Here is a 13,320-nt window from a genome sequence, read left to right as displayed (position 1 = left end):
CTCATTTCCTTAACTCTGCATTAAATTTGTCTTCCAGGCCTTTGACACAACGCTTAATTATCACATTGACATCATCGTCGCCTAGAGTGCGCGAAGGATGCTGCCAGGTCAAGCCCAGGGCGACACTTTTTTTGTTTTCACCCAATGCATCGCCTTGATAAACATCAAATATTCGCAACCCGACAAGGAATTCACCCGCCTCCGCCTGCAATACCTGCCGCAGTGCCTGCGCTGATACCTGTTGATCGACCACAATGGCAAGGTCTCTGCTTACTTCAGGGAAGCGCGACAAGGGATTGAATTTCGGAATTTTTGTGGCAAGAACCGCGCCTAGTTCAATCTCAAAAACATAGACCCTGTTATTGAAATCCAGCTCACGCTGCAGGCGTGGTGACAAGGCGCCCATCAGACCCACATGGCGCCCGTTAAGCACTATCCTGGCACATTGGCCGCTGTGTAATGCCGGATGCTCAGCGCTTTCGAAGATGAACTCGTCAGCACGCGCCGTTAGTCCCAGCAGTGTTTCGAGATCACCTTTAAGATCAAAAAAATCAACTGACTCCTTGCCCTGCGACCAGTCCGGAGGCTGTCGCCCACCGTAAACCAGCCCTGCCAGCATCTCGGGTTGACGGATTGTCTGCTCATGGTCGCCCTCACGGCGCAGAAAGACCTGGCCGGTCTCGAACAGACGCACACGGGCTTGCTGTCGATTGACGTTGTGCTTGAGTGTGCTGAGCAGGCCAGGCCACAAGCTGGTACGCATAACAGACATATCTGCTGAAATCGGATTCTGTAGAGGCACGGGGGGCGGACTCTCCTGCACCAACGCCATCAGACCGGGTTCAACAAAACTGTAGGTGATCACCTCCTGATACCCCAGTGTCACCAGCCGCTCACGCAGACGGGAAATACTGACCACGGACTCTGGTTGCTCAGGCAATTGCATACGGACCGCAGGCCTCGTCACTGGCAGCTTGTCATAACCGTGGACGCGGGCAAGCTCCTCAATCAGGTCGGCTTCGATACTGATGTCAAAGCGAAACGAGGGTACTGCGAAGCGCATCTCATCCTGAGAATTTGCCAGAGATTTTATGCCTAACACCTCAAGAATACTGATTATTTTAGCGTCACTCATGGCCATGCCCAGCAAGCGCGAGACATTCGCCGGTTTCAGTGACACCTCGCGTGGGACTGGCAACTCGCCAAGTGCTTGCGAGACTGGCCCAGCCTCGCCGCCACATATTTCCAACAGCAGCGCCGTCGCCCGCTCCATCGCCAGGGCCTGCAGTTCGAAATCCACACCGCGTTCATATCGATGCGAGGCATCGGTATGCAGACCATATCGACGGGCACGGCCCGCAACTGCCAACGGCGCAAAATACGCACATTCCAGGAACACATCACGGGTGTTGCTGTTAACACCGCTGTGTTCGCCACCCATGATGCCTGCCAGCGCCAGAGGTCCGGTCGCATCGGTAATCAGCAAGGTGTCACTGTCGGGCTGAACGGTTTTGCCATCGAGCAGGACAAGTTCATCATCCGCTGTCGCCAGGCGCACACAGATTTCCTGCTTGAGCTGAGCGAGGTCGAAGGCGTGCATGGGCTGCCCCAGTTCGAGCAGTACATAATTGGTGATATCAACCACCGGATCGATACTGCGCAGCCCGCAGCGCCGCAACTTCTCCTGCATCCACAGCGGTGTCTGTGCGCTGACATTGATATTGCGCACAACGCGTCCCAGGTAACGTGGGCAGGCGTCAGGCGCAGTTATCCTGACCGGAAAGGTATCCTGTATCGTAGCCGGGACCACTGACATGTCAGGCGCGGACACCTGCAAGCCATTGAGCGCAGCGATTTCCCGGGCTATGCCACGAATACCGAGGCAGTCGCCCCGATTCGGCGTCAGATCCAATTCAAAGAAAACATCGTCCAGATCCAGGTATTGGCGTATGTCGGTGCCCACCGGCGCATCCGCCGGCAACTCGAACAGCCCGTCTGCAGCGTCGGACAATCCCAACTCTGCAGCCGAGCACAACATGCCATTGGACTCGACACCACGTAATTTTGCTTTTTTGATACGAAAGGATTTGTCGGCTTCGGCGCCCGGCAATTCTGCGCCGATGGTCGCGTAAGGTACTTTTAATCCGGCACGTACATTGGGCGCACCGCACACCACCTGCAATGTCTGGCTGCCATCGTTCACCGTGCATACGCGCAATTTGTCAGCATCCGGGTGGGGCTGCACATCAACGACCTCAGCCACAACAACGCCACTGAATGCCGCGGCTACCGGTCCGTGCGCATCTACTTCAAGGCCCGCCATGGTAAGTTGGGATACCAGCCTGCCCGGCGTGAGGATCGCCGAGTCAACACTTGCGCCCAGCCACTCACGAATCCATTGTTGTGTGAAGATCATGTCTTAATGCTCTTTTGATTGCAGTGCCGCTTTAGTTACACGGTTCAGTTGAACTGTTTCAGAAAGCGCAGGTCGTTTTCGAAGAACAGGCGCAGGTCGTTGACGCCATATCGCAGCATGGTCAGGCGCTCTACACCCATGCCAAAGGCGTAGCCGCGATACTGTTCGCTGTCTATGCCAGAGGCTTCCAGCACCGACGGATGAACCATGCCGCAACCCAGTATTTCAATCCAACCGGTCTGTTTACAGACACGACAGCCCTTGCCTTCACACATGACACAGCTCATGTCGACTTCGGCAGATGGTTCCGTGAAGGGGAAATAGGAAGGACGGAATCGCACGGCCAGGTCGGCTTCGAAGAAGGCGCGCAAAAACTCCTCCAGCGTGCCCTTAAGATCAGCAAAGCTGACGTCTTCCGCGATAAGCAAGCCTTCCACCTGGTGAAACATCGGCGTGTGCGTCAGATCGGAGTCACAACGGTAGACCCGGCCCGGACAAATCATGCGAAACGGGGGTTTGCCCTGCTCCATCACCCGAACCTGTACTGGCGAGGTGTGTGTGCGCAGCACGGTGGACGGATTGATATAGAAAGTATCATGCATGGCTCGGGCCGGGTGATGACCGGGGATGTTGAGCGCCTCGAAGTTGTGGTAATCATCTTCGATCTCCGGGCCTTCCGCGACACTGTAACCGGCCGATTCAAACAAACGTTGAATCCGGTCCATTGTGCGGCTGACTGGATGCAGGCCACCGGCGGACTGGCGTCGGCCGGGCAAGGTGACATCAATTGTTTCTTGTGCCAGCTGCGCCGCAAGTGCCTGATCGACCAGAACATGACGACGTGCATCCAGCGCCTCTTGTATACGGCGCTTGGCGACATTGATGGATTCTCCGGCAGCAGGCCGCTGCTCGGCTGGCAGTTTACCCAGACCTTTGAGCAGATCTGTCAACTGACCCTTTTTGCCCAGATAATCAACCCGCAATTGTTCCAGGGCGCGTTCGTCTTGCGACGCGTCAATGGCTTGCAGGGCAGTGTCTAACAGAATGGCTGTATCAGTCATGGATCAATCCGCTTATACCATGAAAGCACAGAGCCGGCGCGGGAGATAGGAAAACCCGGACCGGCTCTGCAAAAGGTACCGTTTTTACTTACGCCAGTGCGGCTTTCGCCTGGTTCACCAGCGCTGCAAAAGCTGCTTTGTCGTGCACAGCAAGATCGGCCATGACACGGCGATCAACAGCAATGTTGGCTTTCTTCAAACCAGCAATCAACTGGCTGTAGGTCATACCATTAACACGTGACTGCGCGTTGATACGCGTAATCCACAGCGAACGGAATACACGCTTCTTGGTACGACGGTCACGGTACGCGTACTGCCCGGCTTTGATGACTGCCTGGAACGCTACACGATACACACGGCTGCGGGCACCGTAGTAGCCTTTTGCCAGTTTAAGAATCTTTTTGTGACGGCGACGCGCCGTTACGCCTCGTTTAACTCGGGCCATATCAGTCTCCTCGGTATCCTAAATGATTAAATTTTACGCAGCATACGGTCGATCAACGGCTTGTCGCTGGCAGAAACCAGAGATGTGCCGCGCAGATGACGTTTGCGCTTGGTGGTCATTTTGGTGAGGATGTGGCTTTTGTTGGCGCTTTTGCACTTCCAGCCGCTCGCTGTCTTCTTGAAGCGCTTGGCGGCGCCACTGTGGGTCTTCATCTTGCTCATTCGGGTATTACTCCGCATTTATCAGCCATCACTGGCGATACAGTTTAGATAAATGAAAATCTGACCGGTGTCAGACCTTCTTCTTCTTCGTCGGTGCCAGAACCATAACGATCTGGCGACCTTCCATCTTGGGGTCCTGCTCGACGGTACCGTACTCTTCCAGATCCTTAGCGATCCGCTGTACCAGTTCGAGGCCAAGATGCTGATGGGCGAGTTCGCGTCCGCGGAATCTTAACGATACCTTGGCCTTGTCCCCATCTTCTAGGAAACGTATCAGGTTGCGTAGTTTTACCTGATAATCCCCTTCTTCCGTCCCTGGTCGAAACTTGATTTCTTTAATCTGCGTCTTGCGCTGCTTTTTCTTGCTGGCAGCCTTCTGTTTCTTGATATCAAAGACGTGTTTGCCGTAATCCATGATCTTGCAGACTGGTGGTTCAGCATCAGGGGCGATCAACACCAGGTCGAGCTTGACCTCTGCGGCCTCAGCTCGTGCTTCCTCAATCGTCACCACACCTTTTTGTTCACCATCGGCCAGTACCAGACGTACTTCCGTGGCTTCAATGTTTTCGTTAATGACGGGTTTTTTGGAACTGCTCTTCATATTCGACAGCGTCTTCTCTCCTGCATAAATTAAAATTTGGCAACCATACGATCTCAGTTACCGGTACGACCCAGGCGCGCTACGTCTGTTGCCAGATGATCAGCGAATGCCTCAATTGCCATGGTTCCCAGGTCCTGGCCGTCCTGTATTCGGACGGAAATCTGACCGTTTTCCATTTCCCGGTCACCCGCTACCAGAAGGAATGGCACCTTCTGCATCGTGTGCTCGCGGATTTTAAAGCCGATCTTCTCATTTCTCAAGTCCGCACTGACACGAAAACCCTTTTCTGCCAATATTTTACGCACTTTTTCACAATATTCGCCCTGTTTGTCGGTAATATTGAGAATTACCGCCTGCTCCGGGGCGAGCCAGACCGGCAATGCGCCGGCATAGTGCTCGATCAGAACACCAATAAAACGCTCGAATGAGCCCAGAATGGCTCGATGTAACATGACCGGCACCTTGCGGCTGCCATCTTCGGCCACATATTGTGCACCCAGACGTTCCGGCATGGAGAAATCAACCTGGATAGTGCCGCACTGCTGAACACGGCCCATGCAGTCTTTCAGCGAAAATTCGATTTTGGGTCCGTAGAAGGCACCCTCGCCCGGCAGTAATTCCCAGGCCAGACCGCTGTTGTTCAGTGCCTGACGCAGGGCCTCTTCGGCCTTGTCCCACATCTCGTCACTGCCGACGCGCTTTTCCGGGCGGGTGGACAGGCGCAGGATGATCTCATCAAAGCCAAAGTCCTTGTACACCCGGAACAACAGCTCCATAAACTGGGCTACTTCGTCCTGGATCGCTGATTCAGCGCAGAAAATATGGGCATCATCCTGGGTAAAGCTGCGCACCCGCATTAACCCGTGCATCGAGCCCGATGGTTCAAACCGGTGACAGGAGCCGAATTCGGCCAGCCGCAGCGGCAGGTCGCGGTAGCTCTTCAGCCCCTGATTGAACACCTGTACATGACAGGGACAGTTCATCGGCTTGATGGCGTACATGCGGTTTTCTGATTCAACGCTGAACATCTCATCGGCAAACTTGTCAGCGTGACCGGACTTTTCCCACAAGGTGTAGTCCACCAACTGTGGAGTACGGATTTCCTGATAACCGTTGTCGTTCTGCAGCTTCTGCATGTAGTGCTGGATGGTCTGATAGATCGACCAGCCCTTGGGGTGCCAGAACACCATGCCGGGGGCTTCTTCCTGGAAATGGAACAGATCCAGTTTCTTGCCGATTTTCCGGTGATCACGCTTTTGCGCTTCTTCCAGACGGAACAGGTAGTCGGCCAGGGCCTTTTTGTCACCCCAGGCCGTGCCGTAGATGCGCTGCAGCATTTCTTTGCTGGAATCGCCGCGCCAGTAGGCACCGGCCACCGAGGTCAACTTGAAGGCTTTGAACTTGCCGGTACTGGGCACGTGCGGGCCGCGGCACAGATCAATAAAATCACCCTGACGGTAAAACGACAATTCCTCGTTACCGGGAATGTCCTTAATGATTTCAACTTTGTACTTCTCACCCATGTTGTCAAACATGGCGATGGCATCATCACGGCTCATGACTTCACGTGACACGGGCAGATTTTCCTTTACGATTTCACCCATGACCTTTTCGATCTGTTCCAGATCTTCCGGGGTGAACGCCCGTTCATAGGCGAAATCGTAGAAAAAGCCATCCTCTATTACCGGACCAATCGTTACCTGTGCCTCAGGAAACAGACGCTGCACCGCCTGCGCCATCAAATGTGCACACGAGTGTCGAATCACATCCAGGCCTTCCGGGTCACGCTCGGTGATAATCGCCAGCTCAGCATCCTTTGAAATCAGATGCGACGTATCTACCAGAGTGCCATCTACACGGCCGGCCAGGGCTGCCTTGGCCAGTCCGGCACCGATGGATTCAGCGACCTGTGCAACCGTTACGGCTGCATCGAAGCTGCGTTGACTTCCGTCAGGGAGGGTAATTGCAGGCATAAGAAGACGTGTTTATCAATTATGGGTACGTTAAAACAAAAGCAACAAAAGCCGTTCGCTAGATATCGGCTTCAGGGCAGGAAGGTGGTAGGCACGACCAGATTCGAACTGGTGACCTCTACCATGTCAAGGTAGCGCTCTAACCAACTGAGCTACGCGCCTGTAATTCGCTTTACAACTGCTTACAGAAATCGCCGACCAAACTGCTTGAGGGTGCTTTTATCAAGGTTGGCGATTATAGGGGCAGCGGGCCAAAACTACAATAGCAAGTGTCGGAAATAGCTGACCTTTCAACCCGGTCACCAACCCAGTCGCCAACCCGGCAGCAGTCGCTCTACACTTGCAGCAGTTGTTTTCGCAACACACTGACTTCATCGCGCAGTTTCGCCGCCTCTTCAAATTCAAGATTCCTGGCCAGTTCAAGCATGCGCGCCTCAAGTCGATTGATTTCCCGACTCACCGATTTAACGTCCATTGGCACATCCGGCTGCGCGCCGGTTCCGTAAGCCGCTATTTTTTCCGCGACAGATGCACCCTGACGGTTGCGCTTGCGCCCTTTGCCATCACCATAGGCACCCTCCATCACGTCCATGATGCTTTTATTGACGCCGGCAGGCGTAATATTATTGGCCGTATTGAAGGCAATCTGGGTTTCGCGGCGGCGGTCGCCTTCATCCATGGCGCGCTGCATGGACCCGGTAATTCTGTCGGCATAAAGAATCGCCCGGCCACGAATATTTCTTGCCGCCCGCCCCATTGTCTGTATCAGGGAGCGCTCGGAGCGCAGGAAACCTTCTTTGTCAGCATCCAGAATGGCAACCAGCGACACCTCCGGAATATCCAGACCTTCGCGCAGCAGATTGATACCCACCAGCACATCAAAGTTACCCAGGCGCAAGTCCCGGATAATTTCCGACCGCTCAACCGTGTCAATGTCCGAGTGCAGATAACGAACCCGTACGTCATGATCCATAAAATAATCGGTCAAGTCTTCCGCCATGCGCTTGGTCAGCACTGTCACCAGTACGCGTTCCTGCCGGGCCACAACCTGGCGTATTTCCGACAGCAGATCGTCTACCTGGGTGCCGGCCGGGCGCACCTCAACCGCCGGGTCGATAAGACCCGTGGGTCGCACCACCTGGCGCACAGTCTGCCCGGCACGCTCTCCTTCATATGGACCCGGCGTCGCCGATACAAAGATGAGCTGAGGTGTCAGCGACTCCCACTCTTCAAAGCGAAGCGGCCTGTTGTCAAGCGCCGAGGGCAAACGGAAACCGTACTGAACCAGGGTTTCCTTGCGTGAGCGGTCACCTTTATACATGGCCCCGATCTGAGGTATGGACACATGTGATTCGTCCACGATCACCAGTGCATCAGGCGGCAAGTAATCAAACAGAGTCGGTGGTGGCTGCCCCGCATGGCGCCCGGAAAGATAGCGCGAATAGTTTTCGATGCCAGTGCAGTAGCCCAGCTCGTTCATCATTTCCAGATCGAATTTTGTGCGCTGGGACAAGCGTTGAGCTTCCACCAGTTGGTGATTGCTCTCCAATTGCAGCACTCTCTCATTAAGCTCCACCTTGATCTGCTCAAGCGCGTCCAGCACCTTCTCGCGTGGCGTGACATAATGCGATTTCGGAAATATAGTCAGACGCGGCACCTTTCGCACCACTTCGCCAGTCAGCGGATCAAAAAAAGCCAGGTTTTCAATCTCATCATCGAACAGCTCTATGCGCACAGCATATTTTTCCGAATCCGCCGGATACACATCGATAACATCCCCCCGAACCCGGTATGTTGCCCGCTGCAGCTCCATGTCGTTGCGGGTGTATTGCATATCCGCCAGCCGGCGCAGGATATAACGCTGATCGGCTTTGTCTCCCCGATCCAGGTGCAGAACCATTTTCAGGTAGGAACCGGGGTCACCCAGGCCGTAGATGGCCGACACGGTTGCCACTACAATTACATCGCGCCGTTCCAGTAAAGCCTTGGTTGCCGACAAGCGCATCTGCTCAATGTGTTCATTGATGGAAGAGTCTTTCTCGATATACAGATCGGAGGAAGGCACATAGGCTTCGGGCTGGTAATAGTCGTAATAGGAGACAAAATACTCGACCGCGTTGTCCGGGAAAAATTCGGCAAACTCACCGTACAGTTGAGCGGCCAGTGTTTTATTGGGCGCCATGACCAAGGCGGGTCGCTGGGTTTTTTCGATTACGTTGGCAATGGTGAAGGTTTTGCCGGAACCGGTTACGCCCAACAGGGTCTGCGCCAGCAGTCCCTCCTGCAGACCATCGACCAGAGCCTCGATAGCGACAGGCTGATCGCCAGCAGGCTTGAAGGGTGATGACATTTTAAATGGTATGCTCATGACTGGCAGTATACACGCTTGGCAAGCCGCTTAGCGACGACCTGGTTCGTCTTTGCCGGACATGCCTGTCATGCTTATGCGACGCACTGACGTATACCGGCAAAAGATGACAAAGAAGGGTTGACCCCCCACAAAAATCTCATTAGTATACGCGTCCTGTTGGGGTCACTCAGATGACCAACATTATTGCCCAATAGCTCAATGGTAGAGTAGGTGACTGTTAATCACTTGGTTCCAGGTTCGAGTCCTGGTTGGGCAGCCACATCCCTCCCCTGATTTTCCCTCAGACTGAATCAATCTCCAGCAAACACTGGCATCCTGTGCATCTCCGGTTATAATCGGTCGCTCGAGCTAAACTGAGTTTGACCAAGCGGGATATGACTATGATTGCAAACAGCTATAAACACTTACTGATGGCCTTACTGTTCGGCGGCAGCCTCACTCTTGCAGCCTGTTCCGGCGACAGCGATGCACCGTCAGACCTGGAATCAATGACAGAACAGGCTGCTGAAACAGCTGCCGATACTGCCGAAACGGTGGCAGAGGCAGCCGCCGACGTTGCCGACGATATCAGCGAGGAATTGGAAGGCAACCCGGTGGTCGTCATGGAGACCAGCATGGGCAGCATCGAAATCGAACTGTGGGCCGATCGGGCACCGATTTCAGTTGAAAACTTCCTGCGCTATACAGACAACAATCTGTATGACAACCTGACATTCCACCGGGTCATTCCCGGCTTTATGATTCAGGGCGGCGGTTATGACAGCGATTTTGTTGAAATGTCGGGGTACGCTCCCATTACCAATGAGGCTGACCCGGAGTTGCAGAACGATCGCGGCACGCTGGCGATGGCCCGCACCAATGTCGTTGACAGTGCTACCAGCCAGTTCTTCATCAACCTGGTAGACAATGACTTCCTCAATCAGACCGGCACCACCCCCCAACAATTTGGTTATGCCGTGTTCGGCGAGGTTATCAGCGGTATGGATGTTGTTGATCAGATTGCCACCGTAGAAACCGCGAACAGGAACCAGCACCAAAACGTGCCAGTAGAGCCGGTTATCATCGAGTCAGTTACACGGCGTTAATGACTGCTTGGCAGTTACCGCTTGTGTAGCGAGGTGACATTGGCAGAGGTCGTCCTTTCAGAGGCAGCACCGCTCGACGCGGTTGCTGCCTGCTCCAGCCATAGCGGATCGTCAGCGAGTGTTTCCGGCTCGAAACCGTCAACGGCCCGCATCAGAATATTGCGAATACCCTGAAGATCCATGTTTGAACAGGCTGTCTGCAGTTCTTTCAGCATGGGCTCCAGCGTTTCCCAGGGCAGGTAGTCTTCTTCGGCGCGCATGATTTTGGGATGTTCCGTGCCCGTCACTGACTCACCAATGAGCAACTCTTCGAACAGCTTCTCCCCCGGGCGCAGGCCCGTGTACTCAATCGCTATGTCACCGCGATAGGAATTCTCATCGCGGACATCGTAGCCCATCAGATGAATCATTTTCCGCGCCAGATCCACTATCCTGATCGGGTCATGCATATCGAGCACAAAAACATCACCACCGCTGGCCATGGAGCCTGCCTGAATGACAAGCTGCGCCGCCTCCTCCACGGTCATGAAGTAGCGGGTAACTTCCGGGTGAGTGACAGTCACTGGCCCGCCTTCGCTGATTTGACGCCGGAACAGGGGCACAACTGATCCGGATGAGCCCAGTACATTGCCAAACCGAACCATACTAAAACAGGTCGTGCTGCCCTGGCGTACGGTCAAAGCCTGCAAAACCTGCTCGGCAAAACGCTTGGTCGCCCCCATCACATTGGTGGGCCGCACCGCTTTGTCAGTCGAGATCAGAACAAAATGCTCAACAGCACATTTCTGCGCGGCCAGAGCCGAGACGGCAGTGCCAAAAACATTGTTGTGCACACCTTCTACAACATTTTTTTCAACCATGGGTACCTGTTTATAGGCCGCAACATGGTACACGGTATGCACACCAAATCGCGTCATGACCGCCTCCATCAGGCCGTGATTACAGACATTGCCCAGCAACGCTATAATTTCTGTCTCCTGAGCATCGTCAATTTCCGGCAATGCATCGCGCAGAGATAGAAGTTCCAGCTCTATGTCGTACAGACCAAATTCGAAGCTGTCCAGCAACACCAGCCTGGCCGGTCGCAGATTGACAATCTGGCGGCAGAGTTCCGAACCGATCGAGCCGCCCGCCCCCGTGACCATCACCGATTTACCGGTGATACACGCCCCCATCAGATCGGGATCCGGCGGCACGATATCCCGGCCAAGCAAATCCTCAATATCAATATCACGGACTTCATCAACGTGCACTTTGCCTGATCGCATATCAAACAGTTCAGGCACCGTCTTGACGTGAACCGGCAGGTGCTCCAGACGGTTCAGGATTTCTTTGCGCTCTGCGTGACTGGCTGACGGCATGGCCAGCAGGATCTGGCGCACCGAAAAGTTTTTGATAAGGTCGGCTAAAGCCGTTGGGCTGTATACACGAATGCCATGAACGATGCTGCCAACGATATGACGGCTGTCATCTACAAATGCCGCAGGCAGGTATTGATCCCCGTTTTGCAGAGCCGCCACCAGTTGCATGCCGGAGCTGCCGGCGCCATAGATGATGACGGGTTCTTTGGGGCGAAAATTCTGAATCAGACTTTGCAGGGCAATTTTGGCAACGAATCGACTGCCACCCACAAAAAGCAGGGCCAGCATCCAGAAAATAGGTACCACGGCATTGTTCAGCTCCTGGGGTGACAACACCAGATAATACACGCCTCCGAACAACCCGGCGGCGATAGTGGCACCTTGCAGAACAATAAAACCGGACTGCACCCCCATGTACAGAAGCAATGCCCGATACAATCCAATGCGGAAAAAACCCAGGACACTCAGCAGAATTGCCAGACCGGTAAACAGCACCATTCTGTCAGCCAGAGTGCCTGCATCGATATCGAGCATATTAAAGGACAGCCATGCCGCCAGGGCCAGCATCAGGCCATCAACCAGCATCAACAACACCTGCTTTACGGTTCGCGATAGGGGTATCGTATACAGATTCATGCCTGATCCTTTGTGTTGGCGCCACCTTCAGTCCCTGCTCCCAGAGCAGCGGCTGCGAACATTAACGGTACTATACCAGAGATTGCCAGAACCACCCCATATTGGGGGGATCTGGTGGCCAGCCAGGCCAAAGGAAAGAGCCAGAGTACATTGACGGCAGTCAATACCAGGGCGACGCGACTGTGACTGGCCAGGCGTCGCGACAAGTGCTGATAGGCATGTGTACTGTGACCCTGGGTCACGCTGTGTCCTGACACCATGCGTCGAAGCAATGTGTAAGTCGTGTCGGCAATGAATACACCCATCAGGAGGACCCACACCCAGACCGAGAGACTGCCATCAAAATGCGTGAGCAACCCCAGCAGGCCCAGGAAAAACCCAAGAAATGTGCTGCCCACATCACCCATGAACAACTTTGCCGGCGGCAGATTCCACAGGAAAAAACCCAGCGTGGCCAGAAACAGGCCGATACAGACCCATGCCAGGGCGCTTTGTGAGTCGGGTAGAAGTAACGCTGCCGCGCCGCTGACAAACAAACACTGACCTGCCGCCAGCGTATCTATGCCATCCATGAAGTTGTAGAGATTGAGCAGCCAGACCAGCGCCACCATCAGCAGGGCGGACATAAAAACATATGGCAACTCGACCACGCCACTGAAAAATGGCTCCGGCACTGGCCCCAGCAGGGTCAATGCCAGGAAGGCCGCCAATAAATGCACCGGCAGGCGAACCTTTACCGACAGTGAGCGAAGGTCGTCCGCAAACCCGGTGACCGCCACGGGCAGTGCACACAACAGGACGCTGAACTGAAACAGACCCAGATAGCCCTGACTGGCCAAAATAAAAAGAAAACTGTATACGCTGATGACAATCGCAATGCCACCGCCACGTGGCGTTGCCTGACGATGCGCGCTCCGCTCTACCGGTATGTCAAGCAAAAAGCCCGAGCCACGACGGATGAGTAGCGCACTGAGCAGCCAGGACAAGAGAAATACACCCGGCAATGCCAACCAAACCAACATAGTGAATCCAAAATCAATCGCCAGCTGCTGACAGCGGTTGCGGCGAGAACTATTAATTCCGGAGTCCAGCGCCAAAACAGGAGCCCCGTAACAGGGCTCCTATTCTAACGCATGCTGGTCGCCTGTGC

Annotated in this window: 10 protein-coding genes and 2 tRNA genes; 2 read left to right on the top strand and 10 right to left on the bottom strand. The window is 54.4% G+C overall.

The features are described 5' to 3' along the window. Nucleotide 1: 1 nt before the first annotated feature. The 8 genes from pheT to uvrB form a co-directional block, all read right to left on the bottom strand. Nucleotides 2-2,416, bottom strand: a complete 2,415-nt coding sequence (pheT, locus tag WD071_RS01480) for a phenylalanine--tRNA ligase subunit beta (protein ID WP_368046512.1) — start codon at nucleotides 2,414-2,416, stop codon at nucleotides 2-4. 44 nt (nucleotides 2,417-2,460) lie between these two features. Beyond that, nucleotides 2,461-3,477: a phenylalanine--tRNA ligase subunit alpha gene (gene pheS, locus WD071_RS01475; protein ID WP_368046511.1), complete on the bottom strand. Its 1,017-nt coding sequence runs from the start codon at nucleotides 3,475-3,477 to the stop codon at nucleotides 2,461-2,463. Between the two features lie 88 nt (nucleotides 3,478-3,565). Next, nucleotides 3,566-3,922 carry a 50S ribosomal protein L20 gene (rplT, locus tag WD071_RS01470; RefSeq protein ID WP_368046510.1) on the bottom strand — a complete coding sequence of 119 codons (357 nt, stop codon included), beginning with the start codon at nucleotides 3,920-3,922 and terminating at the stop codon, nucleotides 3,566-3,568. 26 nt (nucleotides 3,923-3,948) lie between these two features. Beyond that, nucleotides 3,949-4,143, bottom strand: a complete 195-nt coding sequence (gene rpmI, locus WD071_RS01465; RefSeq protein ID WP_368046509.1) for a 50S ribosomal protein L35 — start codon at nucleotides 4,141-4,143, stop codon at nucleotides 3,949-3,951. Nucleotides 4,144-4,213: 70 nt separating this feature from the next. Then, nucleotides 4,214-4,753, bottom strand: coding sequence for a translation initiation factor IF-3 (gene infC / locus WD071_RS01460; protein WP_368046689.1), 540 nt, complete (start codon nucleotides 4,751-4,753; stop codon nucleotides 4,214-4,216). Nucleotides 4,754-4,797: 44 nt separating this feature from the next. Beyond that, on the bottom strand, nucleotides 4,798-6,717 hold the full coding sequence (thrS, locus tag WD071_RS01455; protein WP_368046508.1) for a threonine--tRNA ligase: 1,920 nt from the start codon (nucleotides 6,715-6,717) through the stop codon (nucleotides 4,798-4,800). Between the two features lie 85 nt (nucleotides 6,718-6,802). Then, a tRNA-Val gene (locus WD071_RS01450) sits at nucleotides 6,803-6,879 on the bottom strand. Between the two features lie 172 nt (nucleotides 6,880-7,051). Beyond that, the gene (gene uvrB / locus WD071_RS01445) at nucleotides 7,052-9,085 is read right to left on the bottom strand and encodes an excinuclease ABC subunit UvrB (RefSeq protein WP_368046507.1); all 2,034 of its coding nucleotides are present in this window, start codon (nucleotides 9,083-9,085) and stop codon (nucleotides 7,052-7,054) included. Nucleotides 9,086-9,272: 187 nt separating this feature from the next. Here uvrB and WD071_RS01440 point away from each other — a divergent pair. Next, nucleotides 9,273-9,347, top strand: a tRNA-Asn gene (locus WD071_RS01440). Nucleotides 9,348-9,576: 229 nt separating this feature from the next. After that, on the top strand, nucleotides 9,577-10,173 hold the full coding sequence (locus WD071_RS01435; RefSeq protein WP_368046688.1) for a peptidylprolyl isomerase: 597 nt from the start codon (nucleotides 9,577-9,579) through the stop codon (nucleotides 10,171-10,173). A 14-nt stretch (nucleotides 10,174-10,187) separates the two neighbouring features. Here WD071_RS01435 and WD071_RS01430 read toward each other — a convergent pair whose 3' ends face one another. Both WD071_RS01430 and WD071_RS01425 read right to left on the bottom strand, forming a co-directional pair. After that, nucleotides 10,188-12,170, bottom strand: coding sequence for a polysaccharide biosynthesis protein (locus tag WD071_RS01430; protein ID WP_368046506.1), 1,983 nt, complete (start codon nucleotides 12,168-12,170; stop codon nucleotides 10,188-10,190). Next, the gene (locus WD071_RS01425) at nucleotides 12,167-13,192 is read right to left on the bottom strand and encodes a glycosyltransferase family 4 protein (RefSeq protein ID WP_368046505.1); all 1,026 of its coding nucleotides are present in this window, start codon (nucleotides 13,190-13,192) and stop codon (nucleotides 12,167-12,169) included. Before WD071_RS01425 ends, WD071_RS01430 begins: the two co-directional genes overlap by 4 nt. Nucleotides 13,193-13,320 lie beyond the last annotated feature (128 nt).

The sequence above is a fragment of the Pseudohongiella sp. genome, from assembly GCF_040877505.1.
GTDB lineage: Bacteria > Pseudomonadota > Gammaproteobacteria > Pseudomonadales > Pseudohongiellaceae > Pseudohongiella.
Note: the sequence above shows the minus strand (reverse complement) of the source record. Positions and strands in the feature narration are given on the sequence as shown.

Excerpts from the sequence above, each read along its gene's own strand:
- pheT (WP_368046512.1), bottom strand. The coding sequence starts at position 2,416 with ATGATCTTCACACAACAATGGATTCGTGAGTGGCTGGGCGCAAGTGTT.
- pheS (WP_368046511.1), bottom strand. The coding sequence starts at position 3,477 with ATGACTGATACAGCCATTCTGTTAGACACTGCCCTGCAAGCCATTGAC.
- rplT (WP_368046510.1), bottom strand. The coding sequence starts at position 3,922 with ATGGCCCGAGTTAAACGAGGCGTAACGGCGCGTCGCCGTCACAAAAAG.
- rpmI (WP_368046509.1), bottom strand. The coding sequence starts at position 4,143 with ATGAGCAAGATGAAGACCCACAGTGGCGCCGCCAAGCGCTTCAAGAAG.
- thrS (WP_368046508.1), bottom strand. The coding sequence starts at position 6,717 with ATGCCTGCAATTACCCTCCCTGACGGAAGTCAACGCAGCTTCGATGCA.
- uvrB (WP_368046507.1), bottom strand. The coding sequence starts at position 9,085 with ATGAGCATACCATTTAAAATGTCATCACCCTTCAAGCCTGCTGGCGAT.
- WD071_RS01435 (WP_368046688.1), top strand. The coding sequence starts at position 9,577 with ATGACAGAACAGGCTGCTGAAACAGCTGCCGATACTGCCGAAACGGTG.
- WD071_RS01430 (WP_368046506.1), bottom strand. The coding sequence starts at position 12,170 with ATGAATCTGTATACGATACCCCTATCGCGAACCGTAAAGCAGGTGTTG.
- WD071_RS01425 (WP_368046505.1), bottom strand. The coding sequence starts at position 13,192 with ATGTTGGTTTGGTTGGCATTGCCGGGTGTATTTCTCTTGTCCTGGCTG.